Source organism: Fibrobacter sp. HC4 (assembly GCF_023373925.1).
Classification (GTDB): Bacteria; Fibrobacterota; Fibrobacteria; order Fibrobacterales; family Fibrobacteraceae; genus Fibrobacter.
In genome coordinates this window covers 21,797-46,596 of the sequence record NZ_JALCZV010000003.1, presented here as the reverse complement: position 1 = coordinate 46,596, position 24,800 = coordinate 21,797, and the positions used below count along the sequence as shown (strand labels likewise).

The following is a 24,800-nucleotide window of genomic DNA, read 5'->3' as shown; positions in this document are numbered from 1 at the left end:
ACACCTGGTCTCCGATGGTCGTGTACTTGTAAACGCGGCCGTCGCGTTCGTCGGTGAAAGTGCCGCGGTTCGGCATGCCGTAGGCGTTCGTGCCGATGTCGGGGCACACCTTCTCGGCGCTCCAGCTTTCACCCTCGTCGTCGAATATGCAAGAGGTAAGGGAAAAGGCCGCAAGCAAAATTGAGAATAGACAAACCAACTTAAGTTTCATCTCGATCCATCTTTTTTTATTTGAAAATCTGCCAGTTGAGAATCACGTTGCCGTTGCGCAGCACCAGGTAGCCGCCCTGCTTGAGTTTGTCGGCAGGGATCACCACCATGTGGGTGCCCTCGCCCCACTTGCCTTCGAACAGTTTCGCCTGCGGGGCGCCGACTGCATTCTCAATTTCAAGGGTGTAGTAGCCCTCGGCGTCGATTTCCACATAGACTACGTCGCCCACGCGGGTCACGCGGCTCTCCGAAACATTTTTCACTACCACGCTGTCCGCAAATCGGGGCTGCGGAACGCCGCCGTAGAGCAGGTTCCCGTTCCTGTCGAGCACCACTATGGAGTCGGCCACGGCAAAATCCCTGCCCAGGCCATGGTGCGACGGGTCGTCATTTGCATTGAATCCGTCACCCCAGTCGGAGTTGTGCAAAGCGAACTTCGCGCCATTGCCGAACGCATTGCGTTCACCCGGATTCAAGACAACATTTTTATACATAAACGAAATGTAGTAAAGGTCGCCGCCGGCCGCAACATGGGATGCCTTCGCGAAGGTGGTATCGTAGTATTCCGGGTCGGCCACGTCGCCCTGGGCATCGCGATAGTAATACAGGACTTCGAAACCATCGACAGCGACGGTGCCGTCATTTTCGACAACTACCTGCACCTCGTTCCTCCTGTTCAGCTCCCAAGACAAATCTTTGGCAAGAACACGCACCGAGGGCTTAGGCCGTTCGGCGGTTTTTCCGTCGTCATGGCAGCTCCAGTCGTTCAGCAGCCCGCCATCTTCGTCAAGGAGCGCCACCCCCTTCGCCAGCACATACCCACTCTCGGCCCCCTGCTCGTACGAAGGGTCGTCCAGGATGTTCCAGGGCTGATAATAGTCGGCACGGTGCAGGCCAAGCTGGAGCTCCCCCTTGCAATCTACGAGGAACTGAGCGCCTTCAAGCTTTACATGCTCGACATCGGACTCCTGGGAGCCATGGTAAATACCGAAGCGTCACAGGTTCTTATCGACGACAGTGTATTTACGGAATACAAGGGCGGCGTAACGGAGCAGTTTATTTATCAGCAAATCAAGTGCGAACTAAACACTCCGACATACTACCACACAACCGATGATTCCAGACTTGAGGTGGACTTTATCGTTCAATACAAAGGGAAAATGCTTCCTATCGAAGTGAAGGCCGGCAGAAATGTTCGCGCCAACTCATTGAGCATGCTCCTCGCAAAAACTCCAGACATGCGAGCCGTACGTTTTTCCATGTTGCCATACAAACAGCAAAGCCAACTGACAAACATTCCCTTATACGCAGCTCCGATTATGGAGTAAAAAAGAAAGCCCCAAGGAAAAAGATCCCTGGGGCGTTTATTTTAAGGTTTTACTTCGCTAGGCCTAGGCTTGGCGGCCCATCTTCAGTGGGTGCCTAGTTAGAGTCCCGGAGACAACGAACAGAGAATCCATTATCCACGCTACATCCCTCAATATTTGGCTCCGCGACATCAACAAACAGATTCAAACGATAGGCTTCGCCGCCATCAGCCGTAGAAGACCAAAAGTTGGCGTTGTTGCCAAGGTTGTTGAACTTCTTGTTGTTGCTGTTGTAGTTGCCAGCAGGGAGAGCGGAACCACAAGCCGTTTGAACGCAGTCGCTATTAAGAGGTTGCAGAAGGTTGCAATCGCCGAACAAATCCAGTTGACCTTGCAAGATTCCACCGCCGTTTTTCTACTCGCCCTCACACAAAACGTGTTTTAGGCAAGCGGACTGCTGGACTCTGAAACGGGACACTCCGGCAAACCTTGATTTACCGGATTCCGCCCTAAAAGGTTTTGAAGTTTGACTATAGCCTGATTTACAAAAATCCACTGCTTCTCGGTGACCTGCTTTAAATCCAGAAGCAAACGCAGCCGGATTTGCAACGTAACCAAAAATCGTTCAAGGCGAACGTATTCAAATGCAATTTTTGACTGGACGACACATTGCAAGTCGGCCAGAACAGATACACATTCCTCCCGCAATTTATCTCCCAGACCGAACTTAAAATTTCGATGAAACTTGCTAGTTAAACGACAAAGGTACAATGTGAGGTCATAGAACTCACGGTAGATGACAAAGAGCTTTTTCAAGGGAACGACTGTTTCCACAGTTGAAGAAAGCTTTGAAACATTCGTGGAGGCATTGCCTACAGACTGAACAATACCGGTTTTCCAGGCATCGTACGATTCTAATTCTGGCAAGCCACTGATTTCTATATGCCGATCATCGGAAATAATTTTCCACTCGTAGCCGGCATCCTGAGCCTCGGCCCTCAAACCATCAAGAACAGAATCAGGGAAGCCGAGATACACGACATCGGCACCGATTTTCTTCACGAACTTATGGTGAACCTTGTACTCACGGAGAAATTTTACAAAACGGAATGCGGACCTTTCGTATGCCTGGAAAAACTTACGATCACGAATCAAGTGAATGCTTGATTCGTTGTCGCTTTCCACGGTGTAAATTTCGTCTATAAGCAATATTTATAACCAAACAAAAAATTTCTCCCCGAAGAACTTTCGCAGCTGCGCTGCGTTGTTCTTCGGGGAGTTTCAAGGCTTTACTTCGCTAAACCTTGGCTAGGCTTCCCACCTTCGGTGGAAGCCTAGTTAGAGTCCTGGAGACAACGCACCGAGAAACCGCCGCCCTTGCCGTAGTAGCGGACGATCGCGTCGTAGCCAATGATGGCCAGGTCGTCGGCGTAGTAGCCGCTAGCGCCCTCCGTAGAAGACCAAAAGTAGGCGCGGCGGCCAAGGTTGTTGAACTCCTTGAAGCTGCTGTTGTAGAAGCCAGCAGGGAGAGCGGAAAAACCGAACTTGTCCGCCCTATAACTAGCAGCACGCAAATTTTCACCTCGTTCCTTACCTGAAGATCCAACATTACTCAAAAGAGTCTCAAATTCCTCCGTACTGGGCAAGTGCCAGCCGCTGGGGCAGGCATTCATTGCAGCCTCCCAGGTGTAGAGGCGCCCGTACTTTTCGCAATTGGCAGGGGCGTTATCGTAGCACATGGAACCTGACACGTTCACATTCAGGTTCTCGGCCATCCAAACCTGGTCGCCGATTTTCACGGTCTTGTATGTTTGGCCATCACGAGAATCCTTCATGGTTCCCGCCATAGAAAATGTAGCTAACAAGACTACGGTCACAAGAATTTTTCCCATAATCATTTCTTTTTTCATTTTTTCTCCGTTTAGATTTAAGGACTTTTGCCATTTCCTTAATACAGTTTAACTTCGCAAATGAGTTCTTCTACGTTCACAAATTCACCGAACAATTTGCTACATACATTTTTGAAAGCGGCACCTCTAAAGGTCATTTCAATCTTTCGGTTACTTTCAAAACCAGCAACGAACATTTTGACTAGTGGAGATTCTTGATCTAGAACGAATTTCGTTTTTGAATCAAGCATAAGAGCTGATGTTTTGTCACCTTTCACAAAGTAATTCAAACAACGTTCATTATTTTTCTCAGTGATTCTATGCAAATAATTTTCACAGCCCAGAATTTCAAATTCAAACTGCGTCCCCATAGAAATAGATTTCACAACACATACAATGCCAAACCGCATTTGCGAAAGCATTAAAGAACAAAGCCTTTTCACTTCCTCTGGGGTTACATTGAAATTAGACTTGTCCAAGTTACAGTCATCCATTTCTTGTATTTTTTCAAGCCAATATTCTACAATGCTGCAATCTCCAAATTCCATTGCACACTCGCTCTCCTTTCCGTAATCAGAGAGTCTTTTTCCAACTTCTTTTTCATAAGTGCTCAATCGAATCTTTGCACTGTTTTCACTTTTTTCCTTCCACTTATCATAGGAAGAATCCGATGTTTTATAGTAATGATACAGGACAAACCATGTCGCACCCATACTACTAAGTTTATCTCCTCCAACAAAATTGAAGGAATGTTTTTCTTTGGTTATTGTCATGACATTCACCTTTTATTTTTCCAATCTCGTTCCTTTCCACATATCCGCATTCCAGCTCTGCGGATAGAGAATTTCCTTCAATTCATTTTCGGTTGCGTCACCCCAGACCTGAGGGATTCCACCGCAGTACGCACGAACATTCTCGGCACCGAAAATGGATATTACACTTTCTATAGCCTTAGCCCCATACGCATCGGCTTCCTTTTCGTAACGATGGGCATCTGCATAACATTTCAGTTCTTCGCCATACATCCATCGTTTTTCACCTTTATACCCCACAACCACGCTACAATACGCCTTTTCTTCGGAGTTTATTCGGCAACGAATGGCCTCTGTAAAAGTCTGTATCCACACAACATCATCTACAGGCAAGGAGTACCCCAGCAGAACCACATGCCGGCATTTTTCAAGGCCCACGCGAACTTCGCGCTGGACTTCTTCAAGGAACGATGTCGGCGTTCCCTTGATCATGGTCTGCATAATCATGGGCGAATTACTGGCAAAAGTCTTTGCCCCACAGGAAACACACTCTAGGGCATCCGATTGCAATGATTCGTTACGCCAGCGTTTTTCGTTTTCTGTGCGGTTAAAATTATCGTTTTCAAACAGAGGCACAGGCAAAGGTGGGTTCAAATGTTTTGAGCCATAGCCCCACTCGTCGCCAAGGTAATACATCATACGCCCGCAGGCGGGGCATTCACGCCAGTTGGAACTGCCGTGGGCAAAAAAGAACTTGCCTATACGCCCAACAGGTGACCCGGAAGCCTTGCATTCATTCTGCCTAAAGGCAACCACTTCGTCGTAGGAATAGGAGAACTTTTCGGACTTTCGATCTTCTGGTTTACTTGAAATTTTTCGGCTCTTGGTCTGGAATCCAAAATCCAGCCACTGCTCCACCTTTTGAGCCGTCTTCAAATACTTATCAAAGTGGTTCACTTCGCGGTTCGCATTGAACAGGAGCCACATGAAAACGGTTTCGAAATTGAAGGAGACAAAAGAGGTACTGAACTGGTAAAATTCGCGGCTTGTCAGGTCCGGGTATTTTTCGGCAAAAGCAAAACTTTCCTTTTGCATCAGGCGAGCGAATGTTTCTGCAAACTTTTTGTAGCTAGAAAACATCTCAGCCTTTTCGCCTTCTGCAAGATTTTTCCAAGATTTTGCGAAAAGGATTACCGTAAAACAGATAACGCAGGCGTACGCCCCCTTAAGCCTGCTGTAGTCTATGACAATTTCATCCTTATCGCCGATCGCCGCACGAACCTTGATGCCCTGCTTGGCGTTCATCTTTTTATCGAGCAGGGTATAGACATCACGAATCAGGTTGTCGTTTCCTTCGTCACAAGGGCAAATGGAAATGATCTGCTTAAGGGCCAGCCAGTCGTATGAATGGCGAAGTTCCAGAATCCTTTTTTTCAGGATTTCGTCTGGTGGAGTTACACCTGCGGAACCATAGGCCCTGCGCGCTGCGGCTAGCTCACCATTTGTAATTTCTAGCCAGCAATCTTCGTCTGTTTTGTCGTCCCCAAGCAGAATAAGAAAATCTTCAAGGCGATTCAGGTCGTTTTGCGCAAAATCATTCGTGAAATTCGCCAGGCTCTTACGACCACCGAATTTTGATAATTCTCGAAAAAATTTTGTTTGTTCACTGGTTTGGGGCATGCCAAGCAAGGCCGAAGCTCCGGCACCAATAAAAACGAGGGTCTCCGACCATGTAGAAGGCTGGCTCATAAGGCTAGATGAGGGTGATGGAGATTATCTTGGCTTCTATTTTTTCACAACCAGAAGTACCTGCAGTAGATTTAGACTTTGAGGGAGGTTCTTCAAATTTCAGGCGTACTTTTGTGTTTGATATTTTTGCTTGAATGAGCGATTGCGCAATTCCGTAACAAATGGTCGTCTTAAAATTCAAATCGTTCTTCACATTCAATAAAACAGTCTGTTTGCCACTCTCAATTTTTCCATCATCACAAGATTCATTTTTTTCCAGCATTTTTTCAGGGCAAAACACATTATACTCGTCGCTACCCTGTTTTAACAGATAGCCTTCCGTTCCCTTTACCTTAAGGGACGATACACAACCATTCACAGCCAAACCAACTTCTTGAATAACACATTCAATTTGATAAGCCATACAAACCTCATCTTTTTATTTACTTACACCTAAATGTAAACAAAAAAAAACAATGTCAAGTATTTTTGCCAAAAACGGCAAAAAACTTGAAAATTTTGGTAATCTTTCACGGAGAAATGCGGTTCTCCGCTTCATTTTGACACTTTGTGACAAGAATTTGTGTGTACATTTGATTGCGGCGAAATTCGCGCAGATTTCAAACCGATTTCTGATTTTTAGATAAGCAAAACTGATGCACAAAGCCGTCGCTTTTCAGCATGTAGCGACAGGAGGAACGATGAGTACACATGTAATGCACTTGACACTTTGTATCCGATTAGATACATTTGGGAGGGTAAGATGTTTTCAATAGAGAAAACTGAAACTTTCTCTAAATGGTACGCGAACCTTAAGGACAATCAGGCAAAGCAGAGAATATTCTCTCGATTATTGAGAGTTGAACTAGGAAATCTTGGTGATGTCAAAAACATTGGCGACGGGATATCCGAAATGCGATTCGATGTTGGACCTGGATATAGGCTCTACTACGCCATACGGGGACAGGTTGTAATCATTCTCCTATGTGGTGGAGACAAATCAACACAACGGCGAGACATTGAAAAGGCAAAGGAAATGTGGAGGACGATTCAAAATGAAAACAAGTAAGCTGGATTTATCAGAGCTTTTGGATAACGAGGAGGTTATCGCGGGAGTCATCAGCGACGCATTGCAGTCAAACGACAGCACCGTTTTGTTGAGGACCATTGGATACGTAGCCAAAGCTCGCGGCATCGCACAAATTGCAAAAGCAACAGGCCTCGGCAGAGAAAGTCTTTACAAGGCGCTGAATGAAGATGCTCACCCCCGTTTTGACACCATTTTACGCGTATTGAACGCACTAAATGTTCAAATGATCGCGGTTCCTAAAGTTCCTACAAAGAGAAAGGTTACCCGCAAACTTGCCGTGGCCGAAAAGAAAGCCGCTTACAAAGCTTAGGCAAATGTTTCGCCGAACTTAAACCATTTTTTGATAAATAAAACCGTAGCACAAAACCGTCGCTTTTCAGCATGTAGCGACAGGAGGCTAAATGACCAAAATACCGCTCGCAGATAGTACCATTATGGTACTTTTATATCTATATTTTCATTGTAACAGATTCTTCTGCTTTTGAGGAGGCATTCTGAATGGAACACCTCGGCAAAGCACACTATGACAACCGACGCTGACACAACTCTTTGGCAAGATGTATATCATTCAGTCGACACAAAAGCAGATGGTTCTTGCGTAAAGTTGTACATCAAAATTCAAATAACAAAAAATGGAAACGGAGTTGTCATTTCGTTCAAGGAGCTATAAATGATTATCAAAGAATGTCCCATTTGCAGCGCAAAAGTGAACCGAAAAAAAGTAAAAGAAACCTACACCTACAAGGGTAAATCCATCACAGTAAACAACCTTCCAATTTTCCATTGTACCGGATGTGGAGAGGAATTCATTGACGAGGAACGCGTCGGTCCCATCAACAAAAAGCTAGATGCTCTCTACAGGGAAGCGGAGGGCTTATTGCAGCCCCAGGAAATCGTAGAAATTCGCAAGAAGTTCGGTTACTCCCAGGAAGAATTTGCAGAAATCGTAGGTGGCGGACCGAAGGCCTTTGCCAAGTATGAAAAAGGAACCGTAACACAGAGCCGCTCCATGGACAACCTGCTTCGCATCCTGCGGGATTCCACAGACGCCATGGCCATTCTAACAAGTCAAAAAGCCCTCTGCGCCTGCGAAGCCCAAAGTACTTATCAGGCAAAAAAAGACAAGAGTTCGTCCTGTTCAAAAACATCTCGTTCGTGAAGTTCACTGTTTTTTTCTAAATTTGCCCGCATTAAGAAATTATTTGTGGAAGTAATAAATCATGGAAACACGTTATAATTCTTCAGAAGTTGAAGCCCGCTGGCATGAGACCTGGGCTGAAAAAAATAGCTTTGCACCTAGCGGTAAGGGCGAACCGTTCTCTGTCGTCATTCCGCCTCCTAACGTAACCGGCGCCCTGCACCTGGGCCACGCCTTGAACGACACCCTTCAGGATATTTTGGTACGCTACCGCCGTAAGACCGGTCGCGACACCCTGTGGATTCCGGGTACGGACCACGCCGGTATCGCAACCCAGGCTGTTGTGGAAAAACGCCTGTTCCAGGACGAACACAAGACCCGTCACGACATCGGCCGCGACGCCTTGGTGGAACGCATCTGGAAGTGGAAGGAAGAATATGAAGCTCGCATCACCAAGCAGCTGAAGAGCCTTGGCGTGAGCTGCGACTGGAGCCGTCAGCGCTTCACCTTGGACCCCATCTGCGCCAAGGCTGTTCGCCACGCCTTCTTCAACCTGTTCAAGAAGGGTTTGATCTACCGCGGTAAGCGTCTGGTGAACTGGGACACCAAGCTCCAGACTGCCGTTGCCGACGACGAAATCTATTACGAACATGTGAAGGGTCACTTCTGGACCTTCAAGTATCCTCTGGCCGATGGTTCGGGTTTCATTCCCGTTTCCACCACCCGTCCGGAAACCATCATGGGCGATACCGCTCTTGCCGTGCACCCCAGCGACGAACGCTATGCACAGTTCATCGGCAAGATGCTGAAGGTTCCCTTCGTTGATCGCGAAATTCCCGTGATTGCAGACGCCATCCTCGTGGACAAGGACTTCGGTACCGGTTCCGTGAAGGTGACCCCGGCTCATGACCCCAACGACTATGCTACCGGCCTCCGTCACAAGCTTCCCATGATCAACATCATGAACGACGACGGTTCCCTGAATGAAAACGCCGGCAAGTTCCAGGGCCTTAAGGGCCAGGCTGCCCGCGACGCCGTCGTGGCAGGCCTCGAAGAACTTGGCCTCCTCATCAAGGTGGAAGACCACGAAATGGACGTGGGCCACTCTGACCGTTCCAAGACTGTTATTGAACCGTACCTCAGCGACCAGTGGTTCGTGAAGATGGACGTTCTTGCCGAAAACGCAATGAACGCTGTGAAGTCCGGCGAAATCAAGATTATTCCGGAACGCTACGCCAACAAGTATCTGGATTGGCTTGGCGAAAAGCGCGACTGGTGCATTAGCCGTCAGCTCTGGTGGGGCCACCGCATTCCTATCTGGCACACCGACGCAAGCGAAGAAGAACTGAAGGCCGTATTTGGCAACCGTGAAGACATCTTCTTCTACAAGGCAGAAAACGGCGGCTACCTGGTCTGCTCTCAGGAAGAAAACCTTGCAGAAGACGCAGTTCCGGGTCACGTCCTCAAGCAAGAAGACGACGTTCTGGACACCTGGTTCTCCAGTGGTCTCTGGCCCCACTCTACCATGGGTTGGCCGGAAAACACCGACACTCTTAAGAAGTACTACCCCACTTCCGTGCTGGTGACCAGCCGCGACATCATCACCCTCTGGGTGGCTCGCATGGTGCTGTTCTCCCAGGAAAACATGGGTACTATTCCGTTCCACACTGTTTACATCCACCCGAAGATTTTGGACGGCAATGGCATGACCATGAGTAAGTCCAAGGGTAACGGCGTGGACCCCATGGACATCGAAAAGAAGTACGGTACCGACGCTCTCCGCTTCGTGATGGCCAGCCTCTGCACCGACAACCAGGACGTTCGTCTGCCGGTGAAGAAGGAAAAGCAGGAAGACGGTACCGAAATCAACACTTCCGAAAAGTTCGAAATCGGTCGTAACTTCTCTAACAAGATTTGGAACGCTTGCCGCTTCCTCTACCCGCAGCTGGAACAGGCTGGCGCCCTTGCCGCTGAACTTCCCATGGACAAGAATTTGTTCGCACTGGAAGACAAGTGGATCCTTTCTCGCCTGCAGACCACCATCAAGGATGCTACCCGCATGCTGGAAGAATACCACTTCGCAGAACTTGCCGGCTTCCTCTACCGCTTCGTGTGGGATGACGTTTGCAGCCAGTACCTGGAAATCAAGAAGGCTGTGATCAACCAGGAAACTCTGGATGCCAACAAGAAGAACGCCATGGCAATTCTCAGCTACGTGCTGAAGAATGTTCTTGACCTTCTCCACCCGGTAATGCCCTTCATTACTGAAGAACTGAACAGCATCCTGTTCCAGGGTTCCGAAATGGTGATCAGCCGCCCCTGGCCCACCGCTGATGAATCTCTCATCAACAAGGATATCGAAGCAGCATTCGACCAGGCATTCGCCGTGGTGGAAGCCGTTCGCGGTGTCCGTGGCCGTTACAGCGTTTCCCCGGCTACCAAGCTGAAGGCTGTTGTCTCTGTGGATGACGCCGCAACCGAACAGTCCGTCAATGCATGCCTCGCCATCATTACCGAACTGGGCGGCATTGAAAGCATTACCGTTGGCGTTAAGGCTGAAAAGCCCAAGTTCAGCGCCAGCGCCGTTGTGCCCGGTGGCGAACTCTTCATCCCGCTGGAAGGCATCCTTGACCCGGCTGCAGAAATCGCACGCCTCGAAAAGGAAATCGAAAAGGCCAAGAGCTTTGCCGCATCTATCGAACGCAAACTTTCCAATGAGAAGTTTGTTTCTGGTGCCCCGGAAGCCGTGGTCAACGCCGAACGCGTGAAGCTCGCAACCCAGCAAGATATCATCGCTAAGAACCAGAAAGCTCTTGAAGAGCTGAAGTAATTCAACGCGGTCTTTAATGCGAAAAAGAGGAAGTTCCCAAGGAACTTCCTCTTTTTTTATTTCAGGTTTGCGGTTTTAATTTCCGACTTAACCCATTTTATTTTTTGTCAGATTTTTTTGCAGCCTTTGCTGCAGGTTCCGCCGTTTTTACAGCAGTGGGTTCTGCAGTTTTCACAGCCGTTTCTGCTGGCTTTGCAGCCACAGGCTTTTCTTTCAGCAGCAGGCCTGCAACGCTGTGATCGCGGACGAAGGTCTTCTGGGCGGCTTCCTGCACAGAGGCGGCGCTAACCTTGTTCAGTTCGTCGGCCCAGGTGAGGTACATGCGATAGTCGCCGAACATTTCATACCAGGCCAGATTGGTTGCCACGTTTTCCATGTCGGTAAGGCTACGGACCAGGCCAGCGTAGGCACGGTTCTTCACCTTCTGGAATTCACGTTCGCTAACCGTTTCGGTCTTCAGTTTTTCCAGTTCTTCCCAAACGATAGCTTCCACCTTGGCGGGGTCGGCATCGGGGCGCATGTTCACGGTGACGCTGAATTCAGACACATACTTGTTGGGGCTGTTGCTTGCGCCAGCATTCACCGCCAGCTTTTCCTGTTCCACCAGACGCTTGTAAAGTTTGCCACTGCGACCATTCAGCACGCCCTCGGCAATATCCAGAGGGTAAAGAATCGGGTCGCCCACTTCGGGAGTCTTGAACACCAGAGTAAACAGGTTGGGAGCATCGGGGCGCTTTACCGTCAGGCGCTTTTCGCCAGCCTGTTCCGGATCGCGGATGGTCAAAGGCGGAAAAGCTTCGCCGGCAGGAATATCAGCAAAATACTTCTTCACCATTTCCATGGTAGAGGTGGTATCCAGGTCGCCAGCCAACACCAAGATGGCATTGCGGGGCTTGTAATACTTGCGGTAATGTTCGTCGGCCATTTCGCGGGTCAGGTTGGCAATATCACTGGGCCAGCCAATGGTAGGCACGCGATAGGGGAAGGCCTCGTAAATCAGGGAATTCAGACTTTCGTAGTAGCGGCCCGTGGGCTTGTCGTCGTAACGCATGCGGCGTTCTTCGCGGACCACATCACGTTCGGAATAGAATTCACGGAGCACCGCATTCTGCATACGGTCGGCTTCCAGCCACATGAACAGTTCGATCTTGTTCTTGGGCAAGGTCACAATGTAAGCCGTCATCAAGTCCGTGGTAAAGGCGTTCAGCCCAGTACCGCCGGCGGCCTGGTAAGCGCCCCACAATTCATCCTTCACAAAAATCTTGCGGTGTTCGTTCACAATGGAATCGTGCTCCGCAGTCAACTTGCGGACCGTGGCCGTATCACCTGCATTCTTTGCCGGACGAATCAAGGCCTGCAGACTATCCTGCAGTTCCATAAAGCGGACATCGGCGATGCTATCCGTAATGCCTACCTTTTTGGTTCCCTTGAACAGTTCATGTTCCAGCAGGTGAGCCAGGCCAGACTTTCCCGGAACCTCGTGGACAGAACCCGTCACATAGAACAGGCGGCAGCTCACCGTAGGAGCCTGCTTATTGGGGTGCAAAAGAACCGTCAGACCGTTAGGCAAAACTTCCTTATGCACGGCAAGATTCACTTCGGCAAAAGCACTGGACACGCAGCAAGCCAAGGCTGCGCACACGGCAAAATTCTTGAACGAAAACTTCATACCCCGAAGATAGCATTTTTGATTGAATACGCCAAAGAGATACCCCCTAATCTTCCATATACAAATCAATAGTTACATCCGGAGTCATGGCGTACCAACGATTTTCATGAACAGACGCATAAACCATCTTTCCCGCATCCATCAAATTGGCCACCACAACATTATTTTTCCGGGGAACATAACCAAGCTTATTCCCTTGAGAATCCTTGACCATGATAGCATACTTATCATGTCATTCTTTGAAGCAAAAATCAATTCCGAGGATTATATCGACTTACTGAAATCCCGAAAAAGTTAAGATGTTTCTTTAAATTTCAGGCATTTCCAGCAGCTGTTCCATATCGGCGGCACTGATTTCAAAGTCCAGGGCGCCGTTTTCGCGGATGCGTTCGGCGTGGGTAGACTTGGGAAGCGTCACCAGGTTCAACTGCAGGCAGAAACGGTTTGCCAGCTGGGGCACAGACACGCCATACTTCTTGGCCATCTCGCACACCGCAGGAACGTTCATCAGGCGGCCCGTCGCATTGGGCGAATAAGCCTCCACGCGGATTCCGTTGTAGCGGCAATACTCGATCAGTTCCAGAGGCACATGGCCAATGTGAACGCGAATCTGGTTCACCACCGGCTGGACCTTGCAGTTATCCTGGATGTTCTTGATATCGTCAATGCTGAAGTTAGAAACACCGAGGCAGCGGATTTTGCCCACGTCGTAGGCGGCTTCCATGGCGCGCCACACTTCCAGATTCTCGGCATTGTAAGAAGGCGCATTCGGGTCCTTCATTTCGATCCAGGGTTTGGGCCAATGGATCAGCATCATGTCGATATGGGGCGTAGCCAAACGTTCATAGCTTTCTTGAATAGACTGTTCCGCCCCCTTGTAGCTCTTGACTTCGGCGGGCACCTTTGTGGTCAAGAAAATACTTTCGCGGTGGATTCCCGTCTTTTCGAGGGCAGCCTTCAATCCGGCGCCAACCCCAGCCTCGTTACCATAAACAACGGCGGTATCGATATGCTTATAACCTGCATCGATGGCGGCCACAACAGCGTCGGCTGCAACATCGTTCGGGGTTTGCCAAGTGCCAAGGGCAACTTTCGGAATACGGACACCATTGCTCAGTTTGAAAACTTCATCTAAAACCATGCACGACTCCTTTGAAGGCAAGTTTTCTAGAGAAATCTATACCATTTCGGGGCAATATGCAATTTGCACAGAAAATTTTTTACTTGAAGGCCTTCTTGGGGTCGAAGGGGTCTACGTGGACCATGGCATCCACCACATTTTCGCCCGCGTCCAGGATTCGGCGCTCCACTTCTTCGGAAAGATCATGGGCAGCCAGGAGGGTCATATCGGCAGGAACCACAATATGCAGGTCCACATGAAGGTCACTACCCACAAAGCGGGTCCTGAAACCATGGATACTAATGACGCCGGGAGTTTCAAGGGCTAACGTTTTTAATTTCGTCGCCGTTTCCTCAGGGGCACCAATATCTGCCACCTGGTGAATTCCAGGCCAGGCAATTTCGTAGCCCGAATGCAGAATAAAGCAAGCCACAATCAGAGCGCCCACGGAATCCGCAAACCAAAGTTCCGGGAACAGGATGCCGATCCCCACCGCAATCAACACGGGAATAGAACTGTAGGCATCGCTGCGATGGTGCCAGGCGTTGGCTTCGAGAGCCTGACTGCGGATGTTCTTGCCCGCCTTGCGCGTATAACGGAACAAGCCCTCTTTAATGGCAATGGAAAGTGCCGCCATAACAGCAGCAATCCATTCCGGATGAGACGCGCCCTCTTCTCCCAATCGCAGGGTCTGAATGGCATCGTACCCAAGCCCCAAGCCAACAGCGCAAACCGCCACACCGATCCCCACAGAAATCAGGGTCTCGAAACGGCGGTGGCCATAAGGGTGGTTAGCATCCGGCGGACAGTTCCACAACTTGGAACCCGCAATAACGGCAATATCCGTCAAAAAGTCAGACGCACTATGAATAGCATCGGCAATCAAGGCCTGAGAACCACCGATAAAACCGGCGAAGAACTTGCCCACAGACAGAGCCACGTTCCAACCCAGGCCAACCCAGGTCACATGGCGCACTTCGGCGCTGTCATCTTGCTTAACGATGCGAGTCATACCCCTAATTTAGCAACCTGTTCAAAAAAAGACTAGGACTAAGGGGAAAGGAAGGACATAAACTGCGGGGTAGATATGAGTGAACAGTGGATAGTGGATAGTGGGGTGTCGTCCTGAACATTCGCAAACTGTCATTCTGAACTTGTTTCAGAATCTCATAAACGCACGAGACCTTGAGCAGTTTAGTTATGAGTTGTGAGTAGTGAGTAGTGAGTAGTGAGTAGTGAGTAGTGAGCTAAAAGTAAGGCGCCTTTGGCGCGACTATAAAAACTCATAGCTCACAACTGAAAACTCTCCGTTGGTAAGGGCGTCTCCGGCACGATTTTAATAACTCATATCCGATATCTAGATCCTTCGCTTCGCTCTGGATGACACTTCATATCTCATATCTTGTATCTCGTATCTGCTTTCTAGCCATAAATACCAGGGTATACGTGTACGCAATAGTGGGTTCAACCCATGAATACATGGCAATGCATAAGTGCAATAGTGAATTTGCAGAACTTTTACACGGGTTTGCCTCTGTGCAATTGCGCATCAAAAGGAGGAAACACCGGGCATGTTTCAAATTAGTTCCTCAGGGGACAATTAAGCGTCTCCCCCCAGCGTCTTTCTTTGCAACGAATCCCCTTGCTAGCGCATCTAAATAGCTGTAAAAAGTCTAATACTTTCTAAATTTTCTCCGTAAAGTATGATGAAGCTATTGAAATTCTTAATTGTAATCGCCATTTTGGCGGGCGTTGGCTATGGAGTCAAGACGTTTGTGTTTGACAAGGGGGCCGAAGCGAAGATTGCCACCTTGGTCACTTCGGAAGTTACCCTGGCCACCATTTCTACCACTATTTCTGCAACAGGTTCCCTGGAACCCGTAGACCAGGTGGAAGTGGGCACCCAGGTTTCTGGCGATATCAGCAAGCTTTTCGTGGATTTCAATTCCAAGGTCAAAAAGGGACAGGTCATTGCGGAGCTGGACAAGTCCAAGTTACAGGCCACCTTGAACCAGGCCGAAATCGCCTACAAGTCAGCCGAAAACGATTTTAACTACAAGACAAAAACTTTTGAACGTACCAAGAAGTTGGCCGAAAGCAACAGCGCCAGCGCCGTGGAACTGGAATCTGCCGAGTACAGCGTAAATGCCGCCAAGTTCACCATGGAACAGCGCAAGAACGAAGTGGCCCAGGCCCGCCTGAATCTCAGTTACGCCACCATCAAGAGCCCCATTAGCGGCGTAGTTTTGAAGCGCGCCGTAGACGTGGGCCAGACCGTGGCCGCCTCCATGAGCACCCCCACCCTGTTCATTATCGCAAAGGACTTGAGCCAAATGAAGGTTATGGCCGACGTAGACGAAGCGGATATCGGACAGGTAAAAGCCGGCCAGCGTGTTGAATTTACAGTGGACGCATTCCAGGACGACAAGTTCAGCGGCAAGGTTCAGGAAGTACGCCTGAACCCCACCACCACAAGCAACGTGGTGACTTACACCGTGGTCATTACCGCCGACAATCCGGATCAGAAATTGCTGCCGGGCATGACCGCCACCTGTACCATCGTAACGAAGGAAGTTCAGGACGCCATTTCCATTCCGGCAAAGGCATTGAAGTTTACACCCAACGAAAGCACTCCCATGGCGGACTTCAAGGATATGCCACGCCCGCCTATGCCTCCCGAAGGTTTCGGCCCGCCGCCAGGATTCAAGGAAGGCGAAATGCCCCCGCCGCCCCCGGGAATGGATGGTCCTCCTCCTGGCGGTCCTGGTGCTGGCGGCCCTCCCCCGGGAATGGGTCCCGGCGGTCCTGGCGGATTCGGCAAGGGTGGCTTTGGCGGAAAGCGTAAGCCCGGCAAGCAGAAAGGCAGAAACATGGTCTGGGTCAGCGTCAACGGGAAGGCTGCCCCCCGCCCCATCAAGATTGGCATTAGCGACGGCGTGAACGTGGAAATCCTGAAGGGTCTAAGCGTTGGTGACGTCGTGATTACCGGCCAGGAAATCGAGACCGAAGTCAAGGCCGAAAAGGAAAAGGCAAGCAGCCCCTTTATGCCTGGCCCTCCGGGAAAACGCAAGAAGAAATAATCCCACGCAGACCAGGATCTGCGCGGCAAGAGAGAGAGAAAGTCTTCGCTACGGCGGAGACTTTTTTATTATTCGGGAACATTATTCCCGAAGGAAACGCAAACGAGAACAATCACCCCGTTTTTTCTTAATGTCAGTTTTATTTATCATCTTTTTCCAGGGGATTCTCTGCGTAATTATTCTAACTTGAGTTTGGTTTTGTAAATCAAGGTGTGTTCGGGATAAAACTCTAAAGGAGATTTTATGTTTTTGAAGCATGCCCTGGGTGGCGTTCTTGTCACCGCAATTGCAGCTTCCGCGTGGAACCTTGACGGTACCGTGGTCAACACAGACAACGAGCCTCTGGAAGGCGTTAACATCACCTGCTACAACTATGGTGGCTACACCGCAACAAGCGACGCCCAAGGAAGATTTTCCATCGGCGATGAAATAACGACTGCAATTGCAGACGCCTCTATTCAAAACAAAATTGCCGTAGCCAAAAATGGAAACGTCTTGAGCATTGCCAACCCCAGCGGTAATTCCTTCAAGGTTTCTATGATGGACGCTCTTGGCAAGATGATGATGCAGCAGGAGTTCAATTCACAGAACACCTCCATCGACATTCAGAAATTCGCTGGTCAGAAATTCATGATTCTGAAGGTGTCCAGCAATAGCGTAAACGACAACTACATCGTAAGTCGCGGTGCCTTGATGAAGGCTGGCGACCCTCTGCCCTACTTGGCATTCTCTCTTACCGGATACAAGATTTTCAGCTATACCATGGCCGAAGAGGAGGAAACTGGAAAAGTCTTTACCTTGGAAAAGCAGGACTTGACAGCATCCAGTTCTTCTATGACTTGGGAGCAGCCTAGCTCTTCTTCTATGACTTGGGGACCGGCAAGTTCCGCATCCCAAAGTTCCGCCTCCACAGCAAGATCCAGCTCCAGCGTCGAACTGATTGTAAATTGCGCCAGCAAGACTGCAAAGGCCGGCGATCAGACCATGAGCGTAAACGTAGATGGACAGACCCGAACCTTCATCATGCACGTTCCCAGCGCCTACAAGGGCGACAAGGCAGTCCCTCTGGTCATTGACTTCCACGGTATCGGCGGTAATGGTCAGGGACAGATGGGCGGAACCCAATTGAGGGCTCGGACTGATCCTGAAGGCGTCATCTCCCTGTACCCCGACGGAGCAAGCGCAGCCTGGAACGTAGGCCCCTGCTGCTCTACCGCAGACGACGTAAAGTTCACCCGCGAAATGATCAAGGCGGCCAGCGAATCCGCCTGCATCGACAAGAAGCGCGTGTACGCCAGCGGCTTCTCTATGGGCGGTGGCATGACCAATCATCTGGCTTGCAACTTGGCCGATGAACTGGCCGCCGTGGCACCTTCCGCAATGGACCTGAATACAGTCAACAGCGCATCCTGCAACCCGGCTCGCCCCATTCCCATTATCATGTACCGCAGCACTAGCGATGGCGTCTGCGTCTATCAGGGTGGCGACAGCGGTCGCGGCGACGGCCTGAACTTCCTCGGCGCCGAAAAGAACTTCACCTTCTGGGGCCAGAAGAATGGCTGTACCGGCAACCCCACAGAAACCCGAGACGGCAACGTCACCGTGAAGGAATACTCCAACTGCATGGACGGCGTGAAGGTTGTATTCCGCAACGATCCTAACGCAGGCCACTCCTATGCTGACGGCAAATCTGCCTGGGCATTCCTGAAGCAGTGGCAGCTGCAGTAATCAAGAATTCATCTACTCCTTCTAACAAAAAATCCCGAGTCCGTTCAAAAACGGAACTCGGGATTTTTTATGAAGCGACTCTCGGCTCTTAATCGTGGGACTCTTGCCCCGCGGGCTGCGAGTCTACGGCCAAAGGTTTTGTTATCCAGGCAAGTTTACTTGCCTGCGCACCAAAACCTCTTTAGTCGTTCATCATATGGTTGTAGAACTTGGAGTAGTTGTCCTTGTCTTCGGTCTTGCGGACGGCGATTGCATCCTGCGGGTGACGGTTCAGCATACCAGTGATCATCTGCGGAATGATGTAGCCCCATTCGTACTTGGCCTGGAGCGGGAGGAACAGTTCCTGGTAAGCATCGAGAACCGGACGGAGATCGTACTTGGGGTTCTTCAGGAAGCCAAGGAGAAGTTCGGTGGTGCAGTTGCCAGCGCCACGGCCCATACCGGAAACGGAACCGTCCAGGAAGTCAACGTGGTTGATGATAGCCTGAATGGTGTTAGAGAAAGCCAGCTGCTGGTTGTTATGACCATGGAAGCCGAACTGCTTGTTCTTCACGATGCCACGGTAGCGAGCCATTTCCTTATCGATGTCTTCCTGGTAGAAGGCGCCGAAGCTGTCTACGAGGTACAGAACGTCAGCCTTACATTCTTCGTTCACCTGGTGCAGAGCTTCATCCAGTTCCGGACCGCGGTCACGGCTCACAGCCATGATGTTCAAAGTGGTTTCGTAGCCCATGTCATGGAAGGCGTTCACCATTTCGATACCCTTGTCGATGTTCTTTACGTAAGAAGCAACGCGGAACATCTGGTAGGGGCTTTGGTCAGCGGGCTTCACAGCGTCCATGTTCACGCGGCCCACGTCAGCCATCACGGCCATCTTCATCTTGGAATCGATGCCGTCCTTCACCTTCCACAGCAGATCGTCTTCGCAGAACTTCCACGGACCGTATTCCTTGGGGTCGAACAGTTCCGGAGAGTTCTTGTAACCCATTTCCATGTAGTCGACGCCAGCGGCGGACAGGAGGGTGTAAAGACGACGGACGAATTCCAGGGAGAAGTCGTGCTTGTTGACGAGACCACCGTCGCGGATGGTGCAGTCGAGAACCTTAATGCTTTCGTAGTACATAGTAGCTTATAAGTTAAAGGTTAAAGTGTAAAAGTTAAAGGGCCTGCGGCCCGATTTCTTATGAGGGTAAAGGTAGATTAATAGGTGGGTTCGCACAAGGGGACAGCTAACCTAGAGAAGAACTTTATGCATTTTAAACGCATTTTTTGCGTTAATAACACCCTAACACCCTATTTTTGATGGTATTCAGGACATTACAAAAGCATAAAATCACCTCATTTTCAACACAATCCATAGAATCCATCAAGGTCGACAAGCCTATGACGGGCCAACCCATCTTTATTTTAACGCAACTTTTGCGTAATTATTAATCTAAAAGGTTAGCTTTGTTCTCCCGATGTCCATCCATCCTCTTATAATCTTCTTGAACTACGGAATTAAATTTTATCTCATGAGAACAAAGATTTTTACCGTATCGACTTTAGCAGCGCTGGCCTCCATCGCCAACGCAGACAACGCCTTTTACTACAACCAGGTGGGTTATGACGTAGGTCAGCCCGTTTCCGTTATCGTGGAAAGCGACAAGAACCTGGAAGGGGTCAACTGGACTTTGTTCGGTGGCGGTTCCGATGGAACGCTGGGCGGCAGCATCAAGGGCGGAACTTTTGGCGCAGGCGTCAATCCGGATAACTGGAGCAAGAACGGCAAATACTATGTCATCGACCTGGGCGATTCCCTTAAAGCAGGCACATACTACGTCAGCGTCAACGAGGGCTCCCCTTCTACATCAGATTATTTCGTGGTTGCAGAAAACGCCCTGGCCGCCAACACCTTGAAGTCCGTGATGGATTACTTCTACAAGGATCGCGCCGACAAGGATCCTATCGTGGGCTGGGACAAGAGCGTTCCTCTGGAAGGGAGCGGCACCAAGGTGGACGTTCACGGCGGTTGGTATGACGCCAGCGGCGACGTGAGTAAGTACCTTAGCCACCTGTCTTATGCAAACTATTTGAACCCGCAGCAAATTCCGCTAACGGTGTGGGCCTTGGCATTCGCCGCAGAAAAAATGCCCGCCGCATTGAGCGCCAATCCGTCTACCGTTACCGCAGTGGATGAAGCCATCTACGGCGCAGACTTCCTAGTCCGCATGCTGAGCGAAGAAGGCTACTTCTACATGACCGTATTCGATAGCTGGGGACAAGCCGACCGTAGCGTCTGCGCCTTTAGCGGAAGCGAAGGCACAAGAAGTTCCAAGTACCAGACCGCATTCCGCGAAGGTGGCGGCATGGCGATTGCAGGCCTTGCCCGAGCCTCTATGCTGAAGAAGAACGGCGACTACACCAGCGAACAATACCTGGCCGCAGCAAAGAAGGGCTTTGAACATTTGCAGTCCAAGCAGTCTATTGGTGGAAGCTGCGCCTATTGCGACGACGGCAAGGAAAACATCATCGACGATTACACCGCGCTGTTGGCAGCAATGGAACTATATAGCGCAGGTGCTTCATCGGAAAAACATGACTACTACAACGAAGCCCTCAAACGCGCAGAACACCTGATTGACCGACTCAGTGATGAAGGATTCTTCTGGAGCGATGACGCTAAGACTCGTCCCTTCTGGCACGCCAGCGACGCAGGGCTTCCTCTAGTCGCGCTATGCCGTTTTGCAGAGTTAGCACACGAAATGGACTTGTGCCCCGGTGGCGGTTGCGCCTCCCGCGAACTTCCCGTGGTTAAAGACGCTATCAGCAAGCATCTAAACTGGCTTATCTCCGTTACAAACGAAGTGGGCAATCCCTTCGGTTACGCACGTCAAACCGCCAAGACACAAAACACCATCAAGAACACCTTCTTTATCCCCCACGATAACGAAAGTAATTACTGGTGGCAAGGCGAAGACGCTCGATTGGCCAGCCTTTCTGCCGCAGCCGTATACGCAGCAAAAGTTCTAGGAGACACCCCGAACAAAAAAGAAATCAACAAGTACGCTACCGATCAGCTGGACTGGATTTTGGGAAAGAACCCTTACGGCGTGTGCATGATGTACAAGAAGGGAAAGAAGAATCCCGCCATCTATGATGGATCTTCCAATTACGACGCCACCCTCGAAGGCGGTATCGCCAACGGCATTTCCGGATTGAACACTGACGGTAGCGGAATCGTGTGGGACGACGTCAACGCCATTAACGGAAAATCTTGGGACAACTGGCGTTGGATTGAACAGTGGCTCCCCCACAGCACTTGGTACCTGATGGCACTAGCCACCCGCTATGACGAAGTGACTCGAGAAGCAACAGGCGCAAAGGACGGAATCGTTACTCAAATCGCAACAGGCTTCAACATGAGCCTGAATGGCCGAACCCTGATTGTAAACCTGCAGAATGCAAAGTCTTCTAGTATCCAGTTGACAGACTTGAAGGGCCGCAAAGTCATGAGCCAGCCGGCAGTTGCAGGCCATGCCACTCTGAACCTGCAGACTCTGAAGAGCGGCGTTTATATGGTGAAGGTAGGTAATACCGTAAAGAAGATTGCCGTCAAGTAAGGTCGCTCAAGAGTACTCACTCAAAAAGGCAGTGGAAAGAGTCCTAGACAGGAGAAATCCACCGCCTTTTTATTATGTTATCCACAAAATAAGGTGAAACACATACAAAAAAAGCTCCCAAAGGAGCAATTTTCACCGCTACGGTCCAAATTCGCGTAGGATTTTTACACACAAAATAAAGAAAAGGCAGTGGAAAGAGCTTCAAACAATGGTTTTCCACCGCCTTTTTCGCGTACATCCAAGATTCAATTACCCCTTGGAAAGGGTCAAGAGCACTGCGCCGGCGAGAATTACAAATGTCGCCAGCAGAAGTTTGATGCGTTCCTTGGCAGTCTTGTATTCGCCAAAGACAATCACGCCCCAGCAAAGGTTCACCAGCAGGTTCAACTGGGTAAGGGGGTAGCCAACAGCGTAACCCAAGGCGCCGCCTGCGGCAATGGGAGCAATTGCCCAGAAGCAGCCGTGCATGCCAAAGACCCAGAGGGCGCCTGTACCGACGCAAACAAGGCTAGGCACCATCGGAAAACCGAAGGACTTCTTGCGCTTCAGCGTAAGGATTCCAACAAGAACCTGGCTACCCGCGAAGATACCGATGGATGCAGGACACATGAATTCCAAGTCCGTAAGTTGAAGGCCATTGGCTGTGGCAATCTTAAAGGGAATGAGGTAAGTACCGAAAACGAAACCGCCCAGGAAGGAACGCCAGTTCTTGAATACGGAACCACCAGTAGACGGTGTCAAACGGGACAAGCCCACCAGGAAGCAGACGATCGCCGGAATGGAAAACTTAAAGTCGGAAGCTTCTCCAAAGAGCAGGACCCCCGTCAAGAAGGACGACAGAATGCTCACGCCCATGGCGCGAACGCCGGCGCCCGCAAGGTCTGCCTCAGCCTGCACCGCCCAGAAACTGAAGGCGCCGCCGGCCACCCACAGGACTCCGCAAAGCAAGCCGATGGGATTCAAGTTAAAAGTCCCCGTCACAAAGGCGATTACCAAGGAGCAGATAAGAGCGCCTGTGGTCATCATGGAAAGAAATGACCAGGAAGAGTAGGAGGACCATTTTTTCAGGGGCACCATGTAGGAGCCGAAAATGACGATGGCGAGCAAGGCGCCGATATAGCTATTTCCCAATGCAGAACCCCGCAAAGATGGATTGTAAAACGTCTTCAGATGAGATTTCGCCGGTAATGCTCTGGAGGGCGCGGCGAACGATTTGCATTTCAAAGGCCAGCAGTTCTACTGCGGGATTGGAACGCAACTGTAGAAGCACGCGATCGATGCCGGCAAGAGCTTCTTCGAGGCAGGCCTTTTCGCGTTCGCTTGTAATCCAGAGGTCTTCGGAATTTTCGCGATTCTTGAAAAGGCGGGCGTTGAGAGCGGATTTAAGTTCAGCGAGACCTGCGCCTGTTTTTGAAGATATGGCCAGTTCGCCGTCCTTGACCGGAACCTGATTCAAATCCTGTTTTGTGCGAAGCACAAGATCTGGGTTAGACTGCAAGTCTAGATTCTTCGCTTCGCTCAGAATGACATCGGAGGAGGAACCTACAACACCATCTACAGAAGAATCCACCAGCAGAATTTTCATGTCGGCTTCAGCGAGAATCTGACGGCTCTTTTCCATGCTTAAGGCATCCAGAGCGTCGGCAGCCTTTTCGGCAAGGCCAGCGGTATCCACCAGACGGATTTCGCCACCATCCAGGAACAGACGGACTTCCACGAAGTCGCGGGTGGTTCCCGCAATGTCACTGACAAGAATACGGTCTTCACCTAGCAATGCATTTACCAAGCTGGACTTACCTGCATTAGGGGCTCCATACAAGACCACCAGAGGCAAGCGGCCCACTTCAGCCTTGCCGCGGAAACTATCCAGAATTCCCTGAACCGACTGGCGAATGGCCACAAAGCGGGTTTCCCAGCCAGCGTAATCCGGATCCGCCTCTTCTTCGGCGAAATCCACATCCAGTTCCATGCGGGCAGAAATATCCTTCACCTGCTCGGTGAGAGCAGAAACCTTTTTAGAAAGGGCGCCTCCCAGCAAACGGTGGGCGTTTTCCAATTCGGAACGGTTTGCGCTGTGAATCACGTCTGCCACAGACTCCGCCTGGGTCAAGTCCATCTTCCCGTTCAAAAAAGCTCGACGGGTATATTCACCCGGTTCAGCCAGGCGCACCCCCTCTACCATTCGGCAAGCCTGAAGCAGGTCACGGACAATTAGGGGATTGCCATGGGGGTAAAGTTCCAGGACATCTTCGCCAGTATAAGAATTGGGACCTTCAAAATACAAGTACAGCAGACTATCAATCACAGCCCCGGCACGGCATCCACCTTCAACAGAAGCTGGCCACTTGGCTGTACCCAGTTTTGCCATGTGGGATTTAAGCCCAGCCACGGCCTTTTCACCAAAGAGGGTCTTCACCACGGATTTCACCTGGGGGCCGCTGACACGAATGGCAGCCACGGCACTTACGCCGTTGGGGGTCATCGGGGCTACAATAGTCTGTTTTTCCATGGCGTGAAAAATAGAAATTCATTTTTCTCTGTCCAATACAACAAAATGGACCATTGACGGAATTGTGTTAACTGTGATTTACGGCAAATCATGCTTACAAAAAACTTCCACAAATTGGCAAGACTAATACATTTTTATTACTCGGCTA

Annotated in this window: 24 protein-coding genes; 9 read left to right on the top strand and 15 right to left on the bottom strand. The window is 50.1% G+C overall.

What is annotated here, in order from left to right; all coding sequences use genetic code 11:
• The coding region (locus tag MMG03_RS02570) for a hypothetical protein (RefSeq protein WP_249505570.1) at window positions 1–211 on the bottom strand (211 nt) is incomplete at its 3' end.
• 16 nt (window positions 212–227) lie between these two features.
• Complete coding sequence (locus MMG03_RS02565) at window positions 228–872, bottom strand: hypothetical protein (RefSeq protein ID WP_199505671.1); 645 nt, start codon at window positions 870–872, stop codon at window positions 228–230.
• Window positions 873–959: 87 nt separating this feature from the next.
• Between MMG03_RS02565 and MMG03_RS02560 the strand changes: the two genes are divergently transcribed.
• On the top strand, window positions 960–1,538 hold the full coding sequence (locus MMG03_RS02560) for a DUF4143 domain-containing protein (protein WP_073282927.1): 579 nt from the start codon (window positions 960–962) through the stop codon (window positions 1,536–1,538).
• 94 nt (window positions 1,539–1,632) lie between these two features.
• Here the strand turns inward: MMG03_RS02560 and MMG03_RS02555 are convergent, their stop codons facing one another.
• The 6 genes from MMG03_RS02555 to MMG03_RS02530 all read right to left on the bottom strand — a co-directional run bounded on the left by MMG03_RS02555 (window position 1,633) and on the right by MMG03_RS02530 (window position 6,310).
• A complete protein-coding gene (locus tag MMG03_RS02555; RefSeq protein ID WP_158535409.1) occupies window positions 1,633–1,914 on the bottom strand; it encodes a hypothetical protein in 282 nt (93 codons plus the stop codon).
• Window positions 1,915–1,958: 44 nt separating this feature from the next.
• Entirely contained in the window at window positions 1,959–2,702 is a 744-nt protein-coding gene (locus MMG03_RS02550; protein ID WP_139259070.1) for a four helix bundle protein, read from the bottom strand.
• 149 nt (window positions 2,703–2,851) lie between these two features.
• Complete coding sequence (locus MMG03_RS02545) at window positions 2,852–3,427, bottom strand: fibrobacter succinogenes major paralogous domain-containing protein (RefSeq protein ID WP_249505569.1); 576 nt, start codon at window positions 3,425–3,427, stop codon at window positions 2,852–2,854.
• Window positions 3,428–3,465: 38 nt separating this feature from the next.
• A complete protein-coding gene (locus tag MMG03_RS02540; RefSeq protein WP_112131709.1) occupies window positions 3,466–4,179 on the bottom strand; it encodes a hypothetical protein in 714 nt (237 codons plus the stop codon).
• A 12-nt stretch (window positions 4,180–4,191) separates the two neighbouring features.
• Window positions 4,192–5,907 carry a hypothetical protein gene (locus tag MMG03_RS02535; RefSeq protein WP_073282916.1) on the bottom strand — a complete coding sequence of 572 codons (1,716 nt, stop codon included), beginning with the start codon at window positions 5,905–5,907 and terminating at the stop codon, window positions 4,192–4,194.
• A gap of 4 nt (window positions 5,908–5,911) precedes the next feature.
• Window positions 5,912–6,310 carry a hypothetical protein gene (locus MMG03_RS02530; RefSeq protein ID WP_073282914.1) on the bottom strand — a complete coding sequence of 133 codons (399 nt, stop codon included), beginning with the start codon at window positions 6,308–6,310 and terminating at the stop codon, window positions 5,912–5,914.
• A 339-nt stretch (window positions 6,311–6,649) separates the two neighbouring features.
• Here MMG03_RS02530 and MMG03_RS02525 point away from each other — a divergent pair, with 339 nt between their 5' ends.
• The 5 genes from MMG03_RS02525 to MMG03_RS02510 all read left to right on the top strand — a co-directional run bounded on the left by MMG03_RS02525 (window position 6,650) and on the right by MMG03_RS02510 (window position 10,944).
• The gene (locus tag MMG03_RS02525) at window positions 6,650–6,955 is read left to right on the top strand and encodes a type II toxin-antitoxin system RelE/ParE family toxin (protein WP_073283151.1); all 306 of its coding nucleotides are present in this window, start codon (window positions 6,650–6,652) and stop codon (window positions 6,953–6,955) included.
• A complete protein-coding gene (locus tag MMG03_RS02520) occupies window positions 6,942–7,286 on the top strand; it encodes an addiction module antidote protein (protein WP_073234160.1) in 345 nt (114 codons plus the stop codon). Before MMG03_RS02525 ends, MMG03_RS02520 begins: the two co-directional genes overlap by 14 nt.
• A gap of 213 nt (window positions 7,287–7,499) precedes the next feature.
• Window positions 7,500–7,646, top strand: a complete 147-nt coding sequence (locus tag MMG03_RS16025; RefSeq protein WP_083538078.1) for a type II toxin-antitoxin system MqsR family toxin — start codon at window positions 7,500–7,502, stop codon at window positions 7,644–7,646.
• On the top strand, window positions 7,647–8,135 hold the full coding sequence (locus tag MMG03_RS02515) for a type II toxin-antitoxin system MqsA family antitoxin (protein WP_073282911.1): 489 nt from the start codon (window positions 7,647–7,649) through the stop codon (window positions 8,133–8,135).
• Between the two features lie 61 nt (window positions 8,136–8,196).
• Window positions 8,197–10,944 carry a valine--tRNA ligase gene (locus MMG03_RS02510; protein WP_249505568.1) on the top strand — a complete coding sequence of 916 codons (2,748 nt, stop codon included), beginning with the start codon at window positions 8,197–8,199 and terminating at the stop codon, window positions 10,942–10,944.
• A gap of 97 nt (window positions 10,945–11,041) precedes the next feature.
• Here the strand turns inward: MMG03_RS02510 and MMG03_RS02505 are convergent, their stop codons facing one another.
• From MMG03_RS02505 to MMG03_RS02490, 4 genes are all read right to left on the bottom strand, one after another.
• Window positions 11,042–12,613, bottom strand: coding sequence for a pitrilysin family protein (locus MMG03_RS02505; protein ID WP_083538080.1), 1,572 nt, complete (start codon window positions 12,611–12,613; stop codon window positions 11,042–11,044).
• A 46-nt stretch (window positions 12,614–12,659) separates the two neighbouring features.
• Window positions 12,660–12,827 (bottom strand): HIRAN domain-containing protein, encoded by a 168-nt coding sequence (locus tag MMG03_RS02500; RefSeq protein WP_139258148.1) that lies wholly within the window; start codon window positions 12,825–12,827, stop codon window positions 12,660–12,662.
• Window positions 12,828–12,920: 93 nt separating this feature from the next.
• The gene (locus tag MMG03_RS02495) at window positions 12,921–13,754 is read right to left on the bottom strand and encodes an aldo/keto reductase (RefSeq protein WP_101478765.1); all 834 of its coding nucleotides are present in this window, start codon (window positions 13,752–13,754) and stop codon (window positions 12,921–12,923) included.
• A 79-nt stretch (window positions 13,755–13,833) separates the two neighbouring features.
• Window positions 13,834–14,745 carry a cation diffusion facilitator family transporter gene (locus MMG03_RS02490; protein ID WP_249505567.1) on the bottom strand — a complete coding sequence of 304 codons (912 nt, stop codon included), beginning with the start codon at window positions 14,743–14,745 and terminating at the stop codon, window positions 13,834–13,836.
• Window positions 14,746–15,436: 691 nt separating this feature from the next.
• Here MMG03_RS02490 and MMG03_RS02485 point away from each other — a divergent pair.
• Window positions 15,437–16,813 carry an efflux RND transporter periplasmic adaptor subunit gene (locus tag MMG03_RS02485; protein WP_073233694.1) on the top strand — a complete coding sequence of 459 codons (1,377 nt, stop codon included), beginning with the start codon at window positions 15,437–15,439 and terminating at the stop codon, window positions 16,811–16,813.
• 243 nt (window positions 16,814–17,056) lie between these two features.
• The gene (locus tag MMG03_RS02480; protein ID WP_249505566.1) at window positions 17,057–18,541 is read left to right on the top strand and encodes a PHB depolymerase family esterase; all 1,485 of its coding nucleotides are present in this window, start codon (window positions 17,057–17,059) and stop codon (window positions 18,539–18,541) included.
• Window positions 18,542–18,722: 181 nt separating this feature from the next.
• Here MMG03_RS02480 and MMG03_RS02475 read toward each other — a convergent pair whose 3' ends face one another.
• Entirely contained in the window at window positions 18,723–19,664 is a 942-nt protein-coding gene (locus MMG03_RS02475; protein ID WP_249505565.1) for an aldolase catalytic domain-containing protein, read from the bottom strand.
• 391 nt (window positions 19,665–20,055) lie between these two features.
• Here MMG03_RS02475 and MMG03_RS02470 point away from each other — a divergent pair, with 391 nt between their 5' ends.
• Window positions 20,056–22,143, top strand: a complete 2,088-nt coding sequence (locus MMG03_RS02470; RefSeq protein WP_249505564.1) for a glycoside hydrolase family 9 protein — start codon at window positions 20,056–20,058, stop codon at window positions 22,141–22,143.
• A 249-nt stretch (window positions 22,144–22,392) separates the two neighbouring features.
• Here the strand turns inward: MMG03_RS02470 and MMG03_RS02465 are convergent, their stop codons facing one another.
• Both MMG03_RS02465 and mnmE read right to left on the bottom strand, forming a co-directional pair.
• Entirely contained in the window at window positions 22,393–23,274 is an 882-nt protein-coding gene (locus MMG03_RS02465; protein ID WP_249505563.1) for a GRP family sugar transporter, read from the bottom strand.
• A complete protein-coding gene (gene mnmE, locus MMG03_RS02460) occupies window positions 23,264–24,652 on the bottom strand; it encodes a tRNA uridine-5-carboxymethylaminomethyl(34) synthesis GTPase MnmE (protein WP_249505562.1) in 1,389 nt (462 codons plus the stop codon). The genes MMG03_RS02465 and mnmE overlap by 11 nt, the downstream gene beginning before the upstream one ends.
• Window positions 24,653–24,800 lie beyond the last annotated feature (148 nt).

Bases quoted from the DNA above. Each gene is read 5' to 3' on its own strand.
- MMG03_RS02560 (WP_073282927.1), top strand. From the start codon at position 960: ATGGCAGCTCCAGTCGTTCAGCAGCCCGCCATCTTCGTCAAGGAGCGC.
- MMG03_RS02545 (WP_249505569.1), bottom strand. From the start codon at position 3,427: ATGAAAAAAGAAATGATTATGGGAAAAATTCTTGTGACCGTAGTCTTG.
- MMG03_RS02540 (WP_112131709.1), bottom strand. From the start codon at position 4,179: ATGACAATAACCAAAGAAAAACATTCCTTCAATTTTGTTGGAGGAGAT.
- MMG03_RS02535 (WP_073282916.1), bottom strand. From the start codon at position 5,907: ATGAGCCAGCCTTCTACATGGTCGGAGACCCTCGTTTTTATTGGTGCC.
- MMG03_RS02530 (WP_073282914.1), bottom strand. From the start codon at position 6,310: ATGGCTTATCAAATTGAATGTGTTATTCAAGAAGTTGGTTTGGCTGTG.
- MMG03_RS02525 (WP_073283151.1), top strand. From the start codon at position 6,650: ATGTTTTCAATAGAGAAAACTGAAACTTTCTCTAAATGGTACGCGAAC.
- MMG03_RS02520 (WP_073234160.1), top strand. From the start codon at position 6,942: ATGAAAACAAGTAAGCTGGATTTATCAGAGCTTTTGGATAACGAGGAG.
- MMG03_RS16025 (WP_083538078.1), top strand. From the start codon at position 7,500: ATGACAACCGACGCTGACACAACTCTTTGGCAAGATGTATATCATTCA.
- MMG03_RS02515 (WP_073282911.1), top strand. From the start codon at position 7,647: ATGATTATCAAAGAATGTCCCATTTGCAGCGCAAAAGTGAACCGAAAA.
- MMG03_RS02510 (WP_249505568.1), top strand. From the start codon at position 8,197: ATGGAAACACGTTATAATTCTTCAGAAGTTGAAGCCCGCTGGCATGAG.
- MMG03_RS02505 (WP_083538080.1), bottom strand. From the start codon at position 12,613: ATGAAGTTTTCGTTCAAGAATTTTGCCGTGTGCGCAGCCTTGGCTTGC.
- MMG03_RS02500 (WP_139258148.1), bottom strand. From the start codon at position 12,827: ATGGTCAAGGATTCTCAAGGGAATAAGCTTGGTTATGTTCCCCGGAAA.
- MMG03_RS02495 (WP_101478765.1), bottom strand. From the start codon at position 13,754: ATGGTTTTAGATGAAGTTTTCAAACTGAGCAATGGTGTCCGTATTCCG.
- MMG03_RS02490 (WP_249505567.1), bottom strand. From the start codon at position 14,745: ATGACTCGCATCGTTAAGCAAGATGACAGCGCCGAAGTGCGCCATGTG.
- MMG03_RS02485 (WP_073233694.1), top strand. From the start codon at position 15,437: ATGATGAAGCTATTGAAATTCTTAATTGTAATCGCCATTTTGGCGGGC.
- MMG03_RS02480 (WP_249505566.1), top strand. From the start codon at position 17,057: ATGTTTTTGAAGCATGCCCTGGGTGGCGTTCTTGTCACCGCAATTGCA.
- MMG03_RS02475 (WP_249505565.1), bottom strand. From the start codon at position 19,664: ATGTACTACGAAAGCATTAAGGTTCTCGACTGCACCATCCGCGACGGT.
- MMG03_RS02470 (WP_249505564.1), top strand. From the start codon at position 20,056: ATGAGAACAAAGATTTTTACCGTATCGACTTTAGCAGCGCTGGCCTCC.
- mnmE (WP_249505562.1), bottom strand. From the start codon at position 24,652: ATGGAAAAACAGACTATTGTAGCCCCGATGACCCCCAACGGCGTAAGT.